Here is an 18129-nt window from a genome sequence, read left to right as displayed (position 1 = left end):
ACAGCACCTCATGGCTGACAATTCTCCGAAGAATCAGAAACGCGACTCGCGCGAGCCGGGTGGCCCGGGTCGTCGCCCCGATCAGCCGCCTCCGCCGCCGAACATGCGCATGAGCCGCAGCCTGCTCATGTGGATCATGCTCGTGGCGCTGGCGCTGCTGCTTTTCGTCGTTTTCAACAGCAAGCAGCCGGGCCAGGCCCTGCTCTGGGGTGAGTTCCAGACGCTGTATGAGCAGGACAAGATCGATCGCGACAGCGTCGTGCTCCGCGCCAACGGGATCTACGGCGAGCTGCGCGAGAGCACCGGCAACTATCCAAAGGGCACCATCCGCGTTCCCATCAGCAAGCCCGACGAGTTCTACAAGCAGCAACTGAATGAACTCACCAACGGGGCATGGAAAGACGACGCGAATCCGTCCCTCTGGCCCAGCCTGCTCGTGGGCCTGCTGCCGTGGATCCTCATCTTCGGCGTGATCTGGTTCTTCCTGTTCCGCGGCCTGCGCAGCGCCGGTGGCGGGGCGGGGATGTTCGGCAGCTTCGGCCGCTCGCGGCACCGCCTGACCAGCAAGGAACACACCAACGTCACCTTTGCCGACGTGGCGGGCATCGAAGAGGCCAAAGACGAACTCACCGAGATCGTCGAGTTCCTCAAGAATCCCAAGAAGTTTCAGCGCCTGGGCGCGCGCATCCCGCGCGGCGTGCTGCTCAACGGCCCGCCGGGCTGCGGCAAGACGCTGCTGGCCAAGGCCATCGCCGGCGAGGCGGACGTGCCTTTCTTCTCGATCTCCGGCTCTGACTTCGTTGAGATGTTCGTGGGCGTCGGAGCCAGCCGCGTGCGCGACCTCTTCAAGCAGGCCAAGGAAAATAATCCCTGCATCATCTTCCTCGATGAGATCGACGCCGTCGGCCGCAAGCGCGGCAGCGGATTTGCCACCGGCGGCAACGACGAGCGCGAGCAGACGCTCAACGCGATTCTCGTCGAGATGGACGGCTTCGAAACCAGCGACCAGGTCATCGTCATCGCCGCGACCAACCGCGCCGACGTGCTCGACCCGGCGCTGACGCGCCCGGGCCGCTTCGACCGCCAGGTCATCGTCTCGCTGCCCGATCTCAAGGGCCGCACGGAGATCCTCAAGGTCCACGCGCGCAAGGTGAAACTGGCGCCGACGGTCAACCTCGAGCGCACAGCGCGCGGCACGCCGATGTTCTCGGGCGCCGATCTCGCCGCGATCATCAACGAAGCGGCGATCATCGCCACCCTCGCCGGCAAGGACTACGTCGATCAGGACGACCTCGACGAGTCGCGCGACAAGATCAAGTTCGGCCGGGCCCGCAAGAGCCGCGTCATCGAAGAAAAGGAAAAGGTGGCCACGGCCTACCACGAAGCAGGACACGCCGTGGTGCAGTCGCTGCTGCCTGACGCCGATCCGCTGCACAAGGTGACGATCATTCCGCGCGGCCAGTACGGCGGGGCGACGTTCAGCCTGCCCGAAAAGGACCGCTACGGCTTTGGGCTCAAGTACCTCCAGTCCACCATGCGCGTCATGTGCGGCGGCCGCATCGCTGAGGAGATCATGACCGGCGACGTGTCGTCGGGCGCGGCCCAGGACATTGCCCAGGTCACCGCCTTCGCGCGGATGATGATCCTCGAATGGGGCATGAGCAAGCGGCTGGGATTCGTGCGCTACGGCCACGACGAAGCCGGCGACTTCGCGCTGCCCGAGAAAGGCTATTCAGACGAAACGGCACGCATCATCGACGAGGAGATCAAGCGCCTCAGCGACGAGGCGTACACCGACTGCGAAAAGCTGATCCGCGAGAACTGGCAAAAGGTCGAGGCCGTCGCCGATGCGCTGCTCAAGTTCGAGACGCTCAGCGCCGACGAAGTGCACCGCCTGATGCGCGGTGACACGATCGACAAGCCCACGGTGAGCGACCTGCTCGCCGCCGAGCATCGCAAGAAGCGAGCCCCCGGCGAGTCGATCGTCGGCAAGAACGCCCCGGCCGCAGACGGCGAAGAACCCGGCTCGGGAGTGGTGCCGAGTCCGGCGTGACGCGGCGAGCCTGTTCCAGATCAGGTCCAGCTCAATTTCGGTCTTGCTGGGCATCGATCAGAGAGCGCAGCAGAACCTGTTGCGCTTGCACCGCCTCTTCCATTTCATGGATCAGGTCGTCGTACTTGGATGCAAGGTCTTCAGCCTCGATGACGATCTGATTCGTCTCGCTGTCGAACGACCAGTAGCCCCACCGCGTTTCGAGAAACTGAAGTTGCTGCCGCTGGAGTTGGAGAATCAGTGTTTCCAGACGGCGAATCTCCATGGCCTCGACGAGACGCATTGCAATGAACGCGCTTGCAAGGAACTTTCCCGCATAGTCATCCGGAACGCCGCGCTGGAGCATTTTCGTATGCAGCGTTTCAGGCGCTGCTTCGAGCGCGTCTGAGACTGCCCCGCTGCACTTGAGAGCCGCGTCAATGAGATCGATCCGGGCGGTGATCACCTTCGCATCGGTTATCGTGCTCACCTCGTTGCCGCCGGCGCTGCCGAATGCCTCGACGGCCTTCTGGTACTGTGCCGCCAGCTCAATCAGCTCGTTGTTGAACTCGACCATGATCTGGCCCGTAATCTTCTCGATGCCGGACTTCGAGTTGACGAACTCGGACAGGGCGGTGTTCGCCTCGTGCACCGCATCAACGTCTGGGATGATCACGCCGGTCTCGTTGAATTGTTTCTCGCGATCCGCGTGGATGTTGTGCACGATTTCATGCACCCGCGCCTCTGCTCGCGAATTCCGTGATTCGATCAGGCCGTTGACCAGCGTGCCAAACGCCAGAATGCTGGACAGCACGAGAACGACACTGCGTCCAATGGTGCGGCTGCGGCGCGAAACGCGATAGAAGCACCATCCGATGCCCCACAAGATCATCGCCAGCAGCGCCGACGTGCCGAGCGTTCCGACGACGAATCCCGCCAGATAGGCCATCTGCAGGTCCGCATTCGCATTGACTTTCCGGCGAATCGTCATCCCCGCGATCAACGCCACCGAGATGAGCAGCAGCGTCCGCGCGAAGGTTCCGAGCGTGAACGTGGCAGGTGGCAGGTTGTTGGGAGACGCCGTCGGTTCAGTCATGGCAAATTCCAATGCAGTGCTCCCGAACACAAAGCGCGAGAGTGTGAGTCAACGAGGCAGAATCGAAAACGGACCCGCCACATCCACGGCGCTGCCGCTGGACGTCGTCACCGTCGCGCGGAGGTACGCTTCGGCGTTGTACTGCGTCACATCGACCCTTGCCTGATAGCGCCCGCTGTTGGGCAGGTTGTCGCCGAGGGTCATCCATGGCCCGAGCCGGCCCGCTTCGCTCAATTCGATTTTCACGCGCGCCGGCACGTTGCCGGGCACCGCGCACGTCCAGTCGATGAAGACCACCGCGCCTTCGCGAATGGTGCGATACCTCGGCGGCCCCGTAACGCGGATGCGCAGCGCCCGCGGCTCGGTCGTCTCGCGGAAGAACTGCAGCTTGTTGCGCGAGTTGAAGAGGCTGCCCTGGTCGCTGACGATGGCGATGTCGGGCCGGCCGTTGTGCGTCGCGTCGCCAACCACCATCGCCGCGTAGTCGCCGGGGTTGGGCACGGTAAACGTCGCCGCGCCCCTCCACGTGCGATCGCCGTCGAAGAGCCACACGGCGAGTCGCCCGTTGCCGAACGCGACGACGTCGGTCCAGCCGTCGCTGTTCATGTCGGCGAGTTTGGTCGCCTCCCACGCGCCGCTCGCGGGCAGTCCCTCGCTCCAGAGCACCCACTGCGATGAGCCGGGCGCCTGGAGATAGACCTCGACGCCGCCGGCGCTGTTGACCAGCGACAGGTCGTCGAAGGCGTCGCCGTTCACATCGCCCAGCGCGACGCCGCGCCGCCCCAGGTTGCCGCCGGGCGGCAGATTCTCATCGCCGATGGTGAAGCCCCCTTGCCCGTCGCCGAGGTAGATCGTGCCGTTCTGGTGCGCGATGGCGAAGTCGGCGTAGCCGTCGTTGTTCACGTCGCCGGCCGCGACATCCATCGTCGAGTTGCCGCCGAGGAAGCCAAACGAGCGAGTCCACGTGCCGTCGCCGTTGTTGAGGTAGGCGTGAAACCCGTCGCAGCAGCCGAACGAGACGGACGCGATGTCGAGCCGGCCGTCCACGTTGATGTCAGTGAACTCGGTGCCGAACATGCCCCACGACTGGCCATTCTCGCCGAGGCCCTGGTCCCACGGCGTCCAGTTGCGGCCGGTGCCGTCGCCGAGCGCGACGCCCATGACGCGATCGCCAAAGCCGCCCGAGCCGTAGTCGTGATGCACGCCCCAGCCGACGTCGGGCAGGCCGTCGTTGTTCACATCGCCGACTGCGACTCCGCCGTAGCCGAAGTTGCCGCTCTGGAAGGATTGCCACTGCCCGGTGCCGTCGCCGAACCACACGGTGATGCCGTGCATGTCGGTGTTGACAAACGGCGAGCCGTGATCGCCGACGGTGACGATGTCGGGATTTCCGTCGAGATTGAGATCGGCCAGGCGCAGCATCGTGCGGCCGCCATCCCACTGCGGCGAGCCGAGGCCGATGGACGATTCGACGTAGCGCGGCGGCAGCGTGTCGCGGACGCTGCCAAACGGCGGGCCGGCAGCCGCGGCGAGTGCGAGTGAAATGGCGATCAGGTTCATGATTCTTCCTCCGCTGCTGGGCCCCGTGACATTGTACCGGTTGATTCGCGGCGGCAGGCCTCAATCTGCCCGGCGACTTGCCTTAGACGGCCGGCGGGCGCATCATCGTGCCGTGTCCGCGGCCGCACCGACTCTCTCTGACTGGCACAACCGCCTTGCGGGGCAGTTTATTGTCTTCGATGGGCCGGATGGATCAGGGAAATCGACTCAGTTTCGCCGGTTTTCGGACTTTGCGTCAGCGCGCGGGCTGACGGTGTGCGAAGTGCGCGAGCCGGGCGGCACGCTGATCGGCGAAGAAATCCGCCACGTGCTGCTCGATCATCGCCACGTCGATCTCGACGTGCGGGCTGAGATGCTGCTCTACATGGCCAGCCGGGCCCAGCTCGTCGCCGAGCGCATCGGCCCCGCGCTGAGCCGCGGCGAGGTCGTGCTCGCCGACCGGTTCGTGAGTTCGACACTGGCCTACCAAGGCGCCGCGGGCGGGATGGACCTGGATGACATCCGGGCCGTGGCGCGCATCGCGTGCGGCCAAGTCTCGCCGCATCTCATCGTCATCTTCGACGTGACGCCCGAGACGGCCGCATCGCGCCTCAATCCGCTGCTCGATCGCATGGAGGCCAAGGGCGCGGCGTACCACAAGCGCGTGCGCGAAGGTTACCTGTCGCAGGCGCGCGAGCAGCCGGGCCAGCATCTCGTCATCGACGCCAACGGCGACGCGAACACGGTGTGGAACGCGCTGCTCGAATCGATGGCGCAACGGTACAGCCGTTCTTAGCCCTGCGCATGCACCCACCGCGCGATCGCCATCAGCGGGAAGTACAGGCGATAGAGGTGGTAGCGGAGATAGAACACACGCGGGAAGCCCGTGCCGGTGAACTCGGTCTCGACCCAGGAGCCCGGCGGATCGCCATCGGGATTGAGTGATCGATCCGGCGCGTCGCCGGCGCTGAGTTGGGTGTCGCACAGCCAGCGGATGGCGCGGGCGAGGTCGGGATCGTGCGGGCCGAAGACCACCTGCAGCGTCATCGCGGCCCAGGCGGTCTGCGATGCGGTTGAAGGACCGATGCCCTTTAGCGAAGGGTCTTCATAGGAGTTGGCGGACTCGCCGAACGAGCCGTCGCTCTTCTGCACGCTCTTGAGCCAGTGGCCGGCTCGCTGGATCCACGGCTGATTCATGTCCACGCCGATGTGGCGCATACCGCCGATGGACTGCCACGTGCCGTAGATGTAGTTCACGCCCCAGCGGCCGAACCAGCAGCCCTCCGGCTCCTGCTTCGATCTGATGTACTTCACCGCGCGCTGCACGGCGGGATGATCGGCGCGGATGCCGTGCCACGCGAGGCATTCGAGCACGCGGCCGGTGATGTCGGGGCATGACGGATCCTGCATCGCGTTGTGATCGGCGAAGGGGACCTTCTCGAGGATGGGCCGATCGCGCGTCTTGTCGAACGCAGCCCAGCCGCCGTCGTCATTCTGCATGGCGAAGATCCACTGCACGCCCCGCTGGCCCGCAGCGCGATTCGCTTGCCCGCCGGCGCGGTGCAGGGCCATCGCGACCATCGCCGTGTCATCGACATCGGGATACCACTCGTTGTGATACTCGAAGAACCACCCGGCCGGCGCGGCGTCCACCGTGCGCGGCCAGTCGCCGGCGAGACGGTTCTCTTTGGCCAGCAGCCACTCGCAGGCGCGGGAGACCTCGGGTGAATTGGAAATGGTCCTGCCGCACTCGGTCAGGGCGTAGAGCGCGATGCCCGTGTCCCACACCGGCGAGAAGCACGGCTGGATGCGAATGTGATCCTCTTCCTCGATGATGAAGTCATCGAGGTCGCGCTCGGCCTGCTGCATGACCGGGTGCGAGCGTTCGTAGCCCAGCGCATCGAAGGCGATCTGCAGATACACCATCGGTGGAAAGATGGCGCCCAGCCCCGCCGTGTGCCTTGCATCGGCGCGATCGAGAATCCATTTCTCCGCCTTTCGCAGCGCGCTGCGGCGCAGCGGCGACGCATCGGCCCGCTGGATGATCTTGAGCACGCGATCAACCGCGAGAAAGAAGTTGTTCCACGTGAACGGGAACGAATCGAACTTCTTCGACAGCGTCTTCTTGAACCGAATGTCATTGAAGAGATGATCGATGCTGATCTGCGCCGACAGGGCGCGCACGGGGCGCAATGCCGTGCAGATCGCCAAGGGCAGGATCATCGTGCGTGTCCACGCCGAGACCTTGTCGAGGTGGAAGTAGAACCAGCGCGGCAGGTAGATCATCTCCGGCGGGATGGCCGGCACGGCGTCCCAGTCGATCAGCCCGAGCGCGGCGAGATAAAAGTTACTGAAACTGTTGCACGCCTCGGCGCCGCCATGCGAGCGGATCGCTTCCGCCGCGCGCTGCATGTGCGGCTCGCTCGGGCTGTCTCCATCGAGCAGCAGGCACACATACGCCTTGACCGTGGCGCTCACATCCACGCCGCTGCCGGGGTACTGGCCCCACGCCCCGTCACTGCGCTGGAGGCGGCGGAGATAGGTCATGATCTTCGGCAGGCGCGGATCGTCTTCCTGGCGGAGGATCCACTTCATGAGCGTGTATTCGCTGTTGAGGATCGAATCGCCTTCCAGTTCAGCGCACCAGTGGCCATCGGGTTTCTGCAGCGAGAGCAGCGCGGCGGCAGCACGCTCGACCGCCAGTTTCGCGGCGTCGAGGGCGGCGTCGGATGGCCGCTGCTGCGGCCGTGTTTCGGCTTGGAGGCTGGCCAGTGTGGTCACGATCTCTCCTGCTTCCGCGATCAGCACAAGGGCGGGCCAGAAGTTTAGCGCCACCGCCCGGCGCGGTTGCTGGGGTCGATGCCGCGCATCTCGCTGTCGCCGGTCCGGAAACGAAGAAGGCCCGCGCTCGGTGGGAGCGCGGGCCAGCAAAAGGAGTGTTGAACGGGCAGGTCAGCTGTTGTCATCCTTGACTTCGTACTCGGCGTCGATGACATCTTCACCCTTGTCGCTCTGGCCGCCGCCTTGCCCGCCGGGCGCAGCGCCGCCGGGGGCCGCCTTGGACTGCGATTCGTACACGGCCTTGCCGAGTTCCATGGAGACGCGCTCGAGTTCCTTGAGCGCGGCTTCGATGGCGTTCTTGTCGTCTTCCTTGAGTTTGCTCTCGACGTTGCTCAGAGCCGACTCGATCTGGCCGCGCACGTCGCCCGAGACCTTGTCGCCGTGCTCGGTGAGGTGCTTGCGGGTCTGGTAGACGATGTTCTCCGCGCGGTTCTTGAGATCGACGAGTTCGCGCTGCGCCTTGTCCTCGGCCGCGTGGGCCTCGGCGTCGCGGCGCATCTTCTCGACCTCGTCCTTGCTCAGGCCGCTGGATCCCTTGACCTCGACCTGCTGGCGCTTGCCGGTGGCCTTGTCGGTCGCAGAGACGTTGAGGATGCCGTTGGCGTCGATGGCGAACTCGACTTCGATCTGCGGCATGCCGCGCGGCGCCGGGGCGATGTCCGCCAGGTCGAAGCGCGCCAGCGTCCGGTTGTCGCGGGCGAATTCGCGCTCGCCCTGCAGGACGTGGATGGTCACGCTCGTCTGGTTGTCGGCCGCAGTGGAGAAGATCTCCTTGCGCGACGTGGGAATGGTCGTGTTCTTCTCGATGAGGCGCGTCATGACGCCGCCGAGCGTTTCGACGCCCAGCGAAAGCGGCGTGACGTCGAGCAGGAGCACGTCCTTGACGTCGCCCTGAAGCACGCCGCCCTGGATGGCCGCGCCGACTGCCACGACTTCGTCGGGGTTGATCGACTTGTCGAGTTCCTGCGTCTGGAAGATCTGCTTGGCCATCTCCTGCACGCGGGGCATGCGCGTCGAGCCGCCGACGAGGACAACCTCGCCGATGTCGCTCGGGTTGACGCGGGCGTCCTTGAGCGCCTGCTCGCACGGGCCCTTGAGCCGGGCGAACAGCGGTTCGCAGAGCGACTCAAACTTGGCGCGCGTCACGGTGACGAGCAGGTGCTTGGGGCCGTTCTGGTCCGCCGTGATGAACGGCAGGTTGATGTTGGTCTCCATGGTGCTGGAGAGTTCGCACTTGGCCTTTTCGCACCCTTCCTTGAGGCGCTGCAGGGCCATCGGATCCTTGCGGATGTCGATGCCTTCCTTCTTGCGGAACTCTTCGGCCACGAAGTCGATGAGGTACTGGTCGAAGTCGTCGCCGCCGAGGTGCGTGTCGCCGTTGGTGCTGAGCACTTCGAACACGCCGTCGCCGATGTCGAGAATGGAGATATCGAACGTGCCGCCGCCGAGGTCAAAGACGGCGATCTTGGCGTTCTTCTTCTTCTCGAGACCGTACGCGAGCGCTGCTGCGGTCGGCTCGTTGATGATGCGCTCGACCTTGAGGCCGGCGATCTCGCCGGCGTCCTTGGTCGCCTGGCGCTGGCTGTCGTTGAAGTAGGCGGGCACGGTGATGACCGCGCGATCGACCTTCTCGCCGAGGTAGTCTTCGGCGGTCTTCTTGAGATCCTGGAGGATCATGGCCGAGACTTCGGGCGGGGTGAAGGTCTTGTCGCGGACCTTGACCTTGACGAGTTCATCGCCGCCGCCGAACACTTCGTAGGGCACCATCTTCTCTTCATTGTGCACTTCGTTGTGCCGGCGGCCCATGAAGCGCTTGATCGAGTAGATGGTGTTTTTGGGGTTGGTGACCTGCTGGTGCTTGGCAGGCTGGCCGACGAGGCGCTCGCCCTTGTCGGTGAACGCGACGATTGACGGCGTAATGCGGTTGCCCGAAGAGTTGATGAGAACCTTCGGCTGGCCGCCTTCCATGACGGCGACCACCGAGTTGGTCGTGCCGAGGTCGATGCCGATGATTTTTGACATGACGGAGTTCCTTCCGGGTGACTTTTCAAACTGTACGAGCGGTCCGGCGGCGCGGGCCGAGGGAATCCGCTTGGGGGCAAACCGCAACCGCGATGCCACGGCTGAGCCCGCGTGAGGAGCCGCCATCGGCCCTGGCGGGGTCAAGAACGCCGAAATGCGGCACACGATCACGGCAGCGTCTGCCAGAATGGCGGTTGACCCCCGGTTTGGGGCCGGGCGTGCCCTGCTTCGCCCCGGCGACGGGCTGGAACCGATAAGAATCCCCGCATCGGCCTCAGACTCACGGGCGGGCGTGCCGATGTTCGTAGAATCCTCCGCCCAGTCACCTTTACTTGCCGCCAGCGCGGCGTGGACGCCCAGACATGCTTCGATCCGATCAGGCGCACATCCGCCCGTTCCGCGTCATTCCCTCCTTGCCCGAAGCCCTCCAGCCGCTGCTGGACATCGCGCGCAACCTCTGGTGGACGTGGAATCCCGAGGCCATTGCGCTGTTCGTGCGCCTCGACCCCGAGCAGTGGCACATCCACGGGCACAACCCCGTCAAACTCCTCGGCCACGTCAGCCAGGATCGCCTCGAACAGGCGTCGCGCGATGAGAGCTTTCTGCACGAGATCTACCGCGTCTACAGCCAGCTCGATCAGCACGTCTCGTCGCACGGCTGGTTCTCCAATGCGCATGCCGACGTGCGCGATGCGAAGATCGCTTACTTCTCAGCCGAGTTCGGCCTGACCGAGTGCTTCCAGATCTACTCGGGCGGCCTGGGCATCCTCGCGGGCGACCATCTCAAGTCCGCCAGCGAACTGGGCATCCCGCTGGTCGGCGTCGGCCTGCTCTACCAGCACGGCTACTTCATGCAGTACCTCAACGCCGACGGCTGGCAGCAGGAGACGTATCCCGATCTCGATTTCGCCAACCAGCCCATCAATCGCGTGCGCGACACCAACGGCGACTGGGTGAAGATCACCGTGCGTCTGCCCGAGCGCGATGTGCGGGTGGCGGTGTGGAAATGCCAGGTCGGCCGCGTGCCGCTCTACCTGCTTGACACGAATCTTCCCGAGAACCGGACCGACGATCGGCAGATCACGCGCAACCTCTACGGCGGCGACGTGGAGATGCGCATCCAGCAGGAGATCATCCTGGGCATCGGCGGCATCCGCGCGCTGGCGGCGATCGGCATCGAACCCACCGTGTGCCACATCAACGAAGGCCACGCCGCGTTCCTCGCCCTCGAGCGCATCCGCCGGCTCATCGAGAGCACCGACATGAGCTTTGTCGAGGCTGCGGCGATGCAGTCGGCCGGCCACATCTTCACGACGCACACGCCCGTGCCCGCCGGCATCGACCGGTTCCACTCCTCGCTCATGCAGCGCTACTTCGGCGAGTACGTCGCGGGGCTGAAGCTCGACATGGAGGGCCTGCAGGCGCTGGGACGCGAGAACGTCTTCGACCGCAACGAGTACTTCTCGATGGCGGTGCTGGCGATCCGCACGTCGAACTACTGCAACGCGGTCTCCAAACTGCACGGCGAAGTCAGCCGGAGAATGTGGCGCAACGTCTGGCCTGCCGTACCCGAAGAGGAAGTGCCCATCGTGCACGTGACCAACGGCGTGCACTCGCGCTCGTGGCTGTCGCGCAACATGGCCGAATTGTTCAACCGCTACCTCGGCTACCGCTGGCAGAACGATCCGGCAGACTTCACGGTCTGGAGCCGCATCAACGACATCCCCGACGAAGAACTCTGGGCCATCCACAACCAGCGGCGCAGCAAGCTCGTCACCTGGGCCCGCGCCCGCGTGCGCGAGCAGTGCGAAGCGTACGGCCGGAGCATGCAGGAAACGGATCGAGCCGTGGCGGCGCTTGACCCCAATGCGCTGACGATCGGCTTTGCGCGGCGCTTTGCGACCTACAAGCGGGCCACGCTGCTCATGCGCGATCCGCAGCGTCTCAGCCGCCTGCTCGCCGACGCCAATCGGCCGATTCAGTTTCTCATCGCCGGCAAGGCGCATCCGGCCGACTCAGCGGGCAAAGAATTCATCCGCGAACTCGCGCGCTTCTCGCAGGGTTCGAGCGACCAGAGCGCGCGAATCGTGTTCCTCGAGAACTACGACATGAACGTGGCGCGCTACCTCGTCACGGGCTGCGACGTCTGGCTCAACACGCCGCGCCGAGGTCTCGAGGCATCGGGCACGAGCGGCATGAAGGCGGCGGTCAACGGCGTGGTCAACTGCTCCATTCTCGACGGCTGGTGGGACGAGGGCTATGAGCCGCAGGCGGGCTTCGCCATCGGCCGGCGCGAACGCTACGTGAGCGACGAGCAGGCCGACGCGATCGAGTCGGCGAGCCTGTACGATCTCTTTGAGGGGCACATCCTGCCCGAGTTCTACGATCGCGATTCGGCGGGCGTGCCGCGCCGCTGGGTGGCGCGGATGAAGCGGTGCATCCAGTCGCTGGCGCCGATGTTCAACACCAATCGCATGGTGCACGAGTACGCCGATCTGTTTTACGTGAGCAGTCACCTGCGCACCAAGCGCCTTGCCGCCGACAACATGGCCGGCGCTCGCGGGCTGGCGGCGCAGATCGAGCGCTACCGCCGGCTCTGGCAGCGCATCCGCATCGAATCGGTCGTCGCCGACACGCACCGCCCGCTGCCGGTCCGCGCGCCGATGCCCGTCGAGGTGATCGTGCGCCTCGATGAATTCGCTCCGCAGGAAGTGTGCGTGCAGATCTACACCGGCTCGGTCGCAGCCAGCGGCGATCTCGTCAACGGCGTGGCGGAAAACATGACCCACGCGGCCGACCTCGGCGACGGACGACACCGCTACACCGGCGAGATCGTGGCCCAGCAGTCGGGCCGGCGCGGCCTGGCCGTGCGCGTCATCCCGGCCGACGACCGCCTGCACACGCCCTTCATCCCCGGCCTGATCACCTGGGATGCGCAAGGCGCGACGACCAGCAGCGAGAGCGCCCCGCGCGCCGCGCAGGTCGCCGCGCATTGAGCCGCCGGCGACTTACGCCACTTGCACCGCGGGTGCCGTGGTCTGGAGGGAGGCTCTGCGACCGAAGGCCACGTCGATGCGCGGGTGAATGAACAGGCTGACTTGATTGTCAATGGCGCGCCGCGTGGCCTGCGCTCCCAGAGCGTCGCTTAGACCACGGCACCCTGGCGCTTGCGCCTTCGCCGCCCCGTTCGCTCAGTTCAGGCTCACCGGCATGAGCACGTAGGTGAAGTCGTTGCCCGCGCGGATCATGCCGGGCTTGGTCGGGGCCTTGAGTTCGAACACGATCTGGTCCGCGTGAATCACCTTGAGCGCATCGGTGATGAACGTCGGGTTGAAGCCTACTTCCACGTCGTCGCCTTCGTACTTGGCCAGCGGCACCTTGATCTCCGCTTCGCCCATCTCGGGCGCGCGGCTCGAAATCGTCAACCCGCCCTCGCGGAACGACAGCCGCACGCCCTTTGATTCTTCGTTGGTCAGCAGCGCCGCCCGGCGCACGGCCGAGGCGAGCGTGTCGAGTTCGAACGTCACCTTCTTGTCGAGGTCCTTGGGAATGACGTCTTCGTAGGGCGGGAAGGAGCCCTCCACGAGATTCGTCGCCAGCATGGCCTCGCGACCGTCCTGCCCGACGATGAAAATCGCCTGGCTGTCGGTGATGTAGGCGCTGACCTTGTCTTCCGGGCTGCCGGTGAGTTTCATGAGGTGGTTGAGCGCTTTGCTGGGGATGATGCACTGGCTCTCGTTCTTGTCGCCGATGCTCGAGCACGTGCCGCGCGCCACCGCCAGGCGCCGGCCGTCGGTCGCGACGAACTCGACCTTCTTGGCCTTGCGCTTCATGAGCACGCCGTTGATCGCGTAGCGCGAGTTCTCGCGGGCGGTGGCGAAGCGCGTGCGCTCAATGAGCGTGGTGATCTGTCCGGCGTCGATGGTGAAGTCCGGCTTGCCGATGTCGGCCGTCTCGGGCAGCGGCGGAAAGTCGCCCACGGGATAGCCGAACACCTTGAAGCGCGAATCCTGCCCGCGGATGCTCGCCACGTCGTCCTTGACCTCGATGGTCAGCGTCGGATCGACCGACTCGCGACAGATCTGGCTGAACTTGTCGGCGGGGATGAGCGCCTCGCCGTCTTCGTGGATGTCCACCTTCTCGGTGGAGAGGCGCAGGGCGGCCTCGAGGTCGGTTGCGGCGAGGGTGAGCGCCCCGTCGCCGGCGGAGAGTTTGATGCACGTGAGCACGGGCTTGGGCGTCCGCAGCGCCACCGCCGCAGTCACGATGTTGAGAGCCTCAACCAGAGCCGCCCGATCGCAGATCACCTTCATGGACATCCTCCCGTTTGTGTCTGGCCGTAGTCTATGCCGCGAGTTGGGCGGGGCAGGGGCGAAGGCGGCGAGGAGTCACGCCGCGCCGGGGCAGCGGCGATGAGGGATTCCGCCTTGTTTCGTCAAATCTCTGGCGGTTTCGAGTGATCCTGAGGTATACTGAACCAGAGACGGGCCGCACACCCGCCGCAGGACCGGGGACTCCGCCGGAGACCCCGATGACAACCCACTGCCGAGGAGGCCTGTGATGAACACGAGGACTCTGTTCATGTACGCGCTGGCGTTGCCGGCGACGGTTGTGCTGTCTGTGACTGCGAACACTTCGGCACAGGATGAGGGCGCGCTCGTCGGCTGGGGCCAGCAGGTGCTGCTGCCACAATCTGAGCTGACGGGAATCGAGCACATTGCCTCGGGAGGCTGGCACACCCTGGCGCTGCGCAGCGATGGTCGCGCCATCGCGTGGGGCGCCAACGGCGGCGGGCAATCGCTCGTGCCCGCGCACGCGCGGCGGTTCGTTCAACTGGCAGGCGGCGTGCGCCACAGCCTCGCGCTGGATGAGGATGGGATGATCCTGGCGTGGGGCGAGAACGCCGACGGCCAGTGCGATGTGCCGCCGCCGAACACAGACTTCATCGCGGTGGACGGTGGCGGAGGCACCTTCGACTATCACGGCCACAGCCTCGGCCTCAAGCGCGACCATTCCATCGTCGCCTGGGGATACAACGCCGATGGCCAGTGCGATGTGCCCGACCCCAACGAAGGCTTCATCGCAATTTCCGCCGGCGGCGGGCACAGCCTCGGCCTGCGCTCTGACGGATCGATCGCTGCGTGGGGACGCAATGATGACGGGCAGTGCAACGTGCCCGAACCCAACAGCGGCTACGTCGCCATCGCCGCCGGTGTGCGCCACAGCCTTGCCCTGAGAGCCGACGGCTCGATTGTCGCCTGGGGCGATCACTCCTGGAGTGTCCTTAGCACACCGCCGCCGAGCGGTCGGTTCGGCGCGATTGCAGCCGGCAGTTCCATGAGTATGGGCCTGAGAGAGGACGGTAGCGTGGTCGTGTGGGGTGCCGTGAGCCCGAGTGTGCACGAGGTTCCCGTTCCGAACGCGGGTTTCGTCGCCATCTCAGCGACCCGGTCGAGTTGCATCGGCCTCAAGTCCGATGGCTCCGTGGTGTGCTGGGGCATCCGGCGCGAGGGCGAGACGAATCTGAGTCCGGACAACTCCGGCTTCGTCGCCGTCTCCGCTCGCGATCAGCGCGAATTGGCGCTTCGCGTGACCGGCTCGATCGAAACCTGGAACCACACGCAACCCGCGCCGTCTCCGAACTCCGGCTATGTGGGCATCGCCGCGGGACTGCGCCACAGTCTGGCGCTGCGCGGCGACGGCACGACCGCCGCCTGGGGATCGGACAACACCTATGGCCAGACGACGCCGCCCGACCCGAACGCGAACTTCATCTCCATCGCGGCAGGCCGCTACCACAATCTCGGCCTGCGGCGCGACGGCACGCTTCAGGCGTGGGGCACCTACGGCTATGGCCTGCGCCAGATTCCCGAACCGAATCGCGACTTCACCGCCATCGACGCCGCGGGCAATCACAGCCTGGCTCTGCGCTCCGACGGCTCCATCGCCGCGTGGGGCGAAAATCGATTTGGCGAGACCAGCGTGCCGCCGCCCAACACCGGCTTCATTGCGATGTCGAGCAGCGATTACCACTGCCTCGGACTCAAGTCGGACGGCTCGATCGTGGCGTGGGGACTCAACGACGTGGGTCAGTGCGATGTGCCCGAACCCAATACCGGATTCGCGGCTGTTGCCGCCGGGGGTAGATTCAACGACGGGCATTATTTCAGCGCCGGACTCAAACGAGACGGCACGATCATTGTGTGGGGTTCCGACTTCTACCATGTTAGGAGCGTGCCCCCGCCCGACACACGTTACACCGGGCTCGCGGCGGGTGACTTCGTTCTCTACGCCATCCTCGGCCAGGCCCAGCACTGCCTGAGTCTCTCGGTGGAGAACCTCGTGGGCGGACAGGACGCCACCGTGCGGATCGCGCGCGGCACTCCGGGACAGCGCTGCATCACCGTCTACGGCTTCGCGCCCGGAGAGACGAACATCAACAGCGAACTCACTCTATTCTGCGCGCGATTCGGCATCCAGGGCGTGAATGTCAATCGCATCATCGGCGGGACGGAGCAACACTTCGACGCCCGCGGAGAGGTGGCCTTCAGCATCCCCGTGCCCCAAGGCCTGTCCGGCCGCCGGCTGCTCCTCCAGGCCGCGCAGCAGCAAACCTGCCCGGCAGAGTGCATTTCCAACTTGGTCGATGAGACGGTGCGATAACAGGCCAGTCGCTCAATTCCCCGTCAACTTCAACCGGATAAATCGCGGCCTTCCCAGGTCGGCGATCCAGAACGCATCCTCGAAATCCCACGAGTTCACGCTGTAGGAAATCAGCAGTTCGCCTGGCTTGCTCAGGTGCGGATGCGCGCTGGCGTTGTACGCGTAGATGTCCGGGTCCTGGTCCGTCTCGGGGCAGTGGTAGATCTCGATCATCGAGCCCCAAGGCCCCGTCGGGCTGTCGCCGATGCGGATGGCCACCTCGGGCGCGATCGTGTCCTTCTGGAACACCATGATGTACTTGCCGCTGGGCATCGGGGTCACGCTGTAGACGCCCGAAATGCGGCCGGTCATCGGGGCGCTGTTCGTGATGCCCTCGACCCACGCGCTGCCATCCCAGTAGCGCCAGGCGCTGATGTCGGCGAACTGCTCGGGCAGCACGCGCGCCACGATTGCCTTCTTCACGAACGGATCTTCGCGGGCGCCGTAGATGTAGATGTATCCATCCGGGTGCGGCGCTCCGGCGGCCTGGGTGTTGGACATGATGCACGACGGGAACTGGTACGGCCCGATGTCGCCGTTGGGCGGCGCGTACAGCGGCACCTTGCGCTGCACCTGATCCTCAAAGGGCGGCCGGCTGTCCTTGGGGATCGTGATCATCGTGATGCCCTGGTTGCTCGGCCAGCCGCCGCCCGGCGGCGGACGCAGGTGGATGCCGAAAACGTGCACCCAGTCGCCCAGCGCGAGGCCATCCATCAGCCAGAAGTAATCGCCCGGCTGGGCGTCGGGTGTGGTCGGAATGAACGCTGAGCGCGGATGGCCATTGCCGTCGTTGCGGACGTAGATGAAATCCGACCTGGCGGGATCGGGTTCGAGTCCATCGACATAGAGCATCGAGTTGTTGATGAACTCGTTGCCGGGCAGGCGCCGGCCGTCGGGCCCGACGTCGCCGATGATCGAATCGCCGAACGTGAAGAGTGTGCGCGGCTGCGGATCGAGCCCGGGCGCCTCGATGCCGTTGAGCGGGATCGAGATGCAGCCATCTGCGGCGTTCCAGCCGTGGTCGCGGTCGAGCAGTTGAATCCAGCCGGCGTCGCGCATCACGCGGAACGGCGGGCTTTGCGCCACACAGTTGCCGCTTGTTGCGAGCGCGGCGGAGAGTGCGAAGGCGGACGTGATCGAACGATGGATGCAGTCATAGCCCACAGGAAGACTCCTCTCGGCGATATGTACCCGCCGAGGTGCAGCGCGGTTCCATGACATATCCGGGGAATCGACCTCGAACTGGCGCGAAAATGGAGAAAGCCCGTGGATTCTACAGCCGCGGCCGCGACATCTCCGGATGCCCGGCAATGGCAAAGCGGAGCGGCCAGAGCGCTGCCTCGCCCGCGTAGGCCACACCGATGCGCGGCCCGGTGGCGACGGCCGCATCGCGCACCGGGCGGCCGGCTGCCAGATGCAGGTGCGCATCGTTGACCGCCCGGCCGTCGAAGGTGCGGTCGATCTTGAGCGCCTTGCAGAGTCTGCCCGGGCCGCCGGCGAGATCGGCGGGGCGCGGCGGTCCCTTGAGGCCGCGATTCGCCTGCGCGAGTTCGACTCCTTCGACGATTTCCGCGGCGCGGATGAGAGCCGCGCCGCCCGTGTCCGTCTCGCCGGCCACGACGTTGAGGCAGAAGTGCATGCCGTAGATGAAGTACACATACCAGTGCCCGCCGGGCAGATAGAGCGACTCATTGCGCACCGTGCGGCGGCCGTTCCACGCGTGGCTGGCGCGATCGGGCCCGCCGAGGTAGGCTTCGGTCTCGACGATGCGCGCAACGATGCGCGTGCCGTCTTCGAAGATGCGCACGATGAAACGGCCGAGCAGATCGCGCGCCACGACCGTCGCCTGCCGCCGGGCGAAGTCGGCGCGGAGCAGTTGGTGCTGCCGCGGCATGGC

11 protein-coding genes are annotated in these 18129 nt (G+C 65.5%); 4 read left to right on the top strand and 7 right to left on the bottom strand.

What is annotated here, in order from left to right; genetic code table 11:
* Positions 1-10: 10 nt before the first annotated feature.
* Positions 11-2053, top strand: a complete 2043-nt coding sequence (gene ftsH / locus IT430_18545) for an ATP-dependent zinc metalloprotease FtsH (protein ID MCC6909939.1) — start codon at positions 11-13, stop codon at positions 2051-2053.
* 31 nt (positions 2054-2084) lie between these two features.
* Here ftsH and IT430_18540 read toward each other — a convergent pair whose 3' ends face one another.
* Positions 2085-3128, bottom strand: coding sequence for a hypothetical protein (locus IT430_18540; GenBank protein ID MCC6909938.1), 1044 nt, complete (start codon positions 3126-3128; stop codon positions 2085-2087).
* A gap of 48 nt (positions 3129-3176) precedes the next feature.
* Positions 3177-4688, bottom strand: coding sequence for a VCBS repeat-containing protein (locus IT430_18535; GenBank protein MCC6909937.1), 1512 nt, complete (start codon positions 4686-4688; stop codon positions 3177-3179).
* A gap of 112 nt (positions 4689-4800) precedes the next feature.
* Here IT430_18535 and tmk point away from each other — a divergent pair, with 112 nt between their 5' ends.
* Positions 4801-5463: a dTMP kinase gene (tmk, locus tag IT430_18530; GenBank protein ID MCC6909936.1), complete on the top strand. Its 663-nt coding sequence runs from the start codon at positions 4801-4803 to the stop codon at positions 5461-5463.
* Here the strand turns inward: tmk and shc are convergent.
* Positions 5460-7448, bottom strand: a complete 1989-nt coding sequence (gene shc, locus IT430_18525) for a squalene--hopene cyclase (GenBank protein ID MCC6909935.1) — start codon at positions 7446-7448, stop codon at positions 5460-5462. The genes tmk and shc overlap by 4 nt on opposite strands.
* A gap of 171 nt (positions 7449-7619) precedes the next feature.
* The gene (gene dnaK / locus IT430_18520) at positions 7620-9530 is read right to left on the bottom strand and encodes a molecular chaperone DnaK (protein MCC6909934.1); all 1911 of its coding nucleotides are present in this window, start codon (positions 9528-9530) and stop codon (positions 7620-7622) included.
* A 362-nt stretch (positions 9531-9892) separates the two neighbouring features.
* On the opposite strand from dnaK, the gene glgP reads away from it, so the two are divergent.
* Entirely contained in the window at positions 9893-12526 is a 2634-nt protein-coding gene (gene glgP / locus IT430_18515) for an alpha-glucan family phosphorylase (GenBank protein ID MCC6909933.1), read from the top strand.
* Between the two features lie 195 nt (positions 12527-12721).
* On the opposite strand, the gene dnaN is transcribed toward glgP, so the two are convergent.
* Positions 12722-13843 (bottom strand): DNA polymerase III subunit beta, encoded by a 1122-nt coding sequence (gene dnaN / locus IT430_18510; protein MCC6909932.1) that lies wholly within the window; start codon positions 13841-13843, stop codon positions 12722-12724.
* 247 nt (positions 13844-14090) lie between these two features.
* Between dnaN and IT430_18505 the strand changes: the two genes are divergently transcribed.
* Entirely contained in the window at positions 14091-16193 is a 2103-nt protein-coding gene (locus IT430_18505) for a hypothetical protein (protein ID MCC6909931.1), read from the top strand.
* 12 nt (positions 16194-16205) lie between these two features.
* Here IT430_18505 and IT430_18500 read toward each other — a convergent pair whose 3' ends face one another.
* Positions 16206-17318: a DUF4185 domain-containing protein gene (locus IT430_18500; GenBank protein ID MCC6909930.1), complete on the bottom strand. Its 1113-nt coding sequence runs from the start codon at positions 17316-17318 to the stop codon at positions 16206-16208.
* Positions 17319-17505: 187 nt separating this feature from the next.
* The gene (locus tag IT430_18495; protein ID MCC6909929.1) at positions 17506-18126 is read right to left on the bottom strand and encodes a DNA-3-methyladenine glycosylase; all 621 of its coding nucleotides are present in this window, start codon (positions 18124-18126) and stop codon (positions 17506-17508) included.
* Between the last annotated feature and the right edge of the window lie 3 nt (positions 18127-18129).

The organism is Phycisphaerales bacterium, from assembly GCA_020852515.1.
Taxonomy (GTDB): Bacteria; Planctomycetota; Phycisphaerae; order Phycisphaerales; family UBA5793; genus UBA5793.
This window is presented reverse-complemented; position numbering and strand designations above follow the sequence as displayed.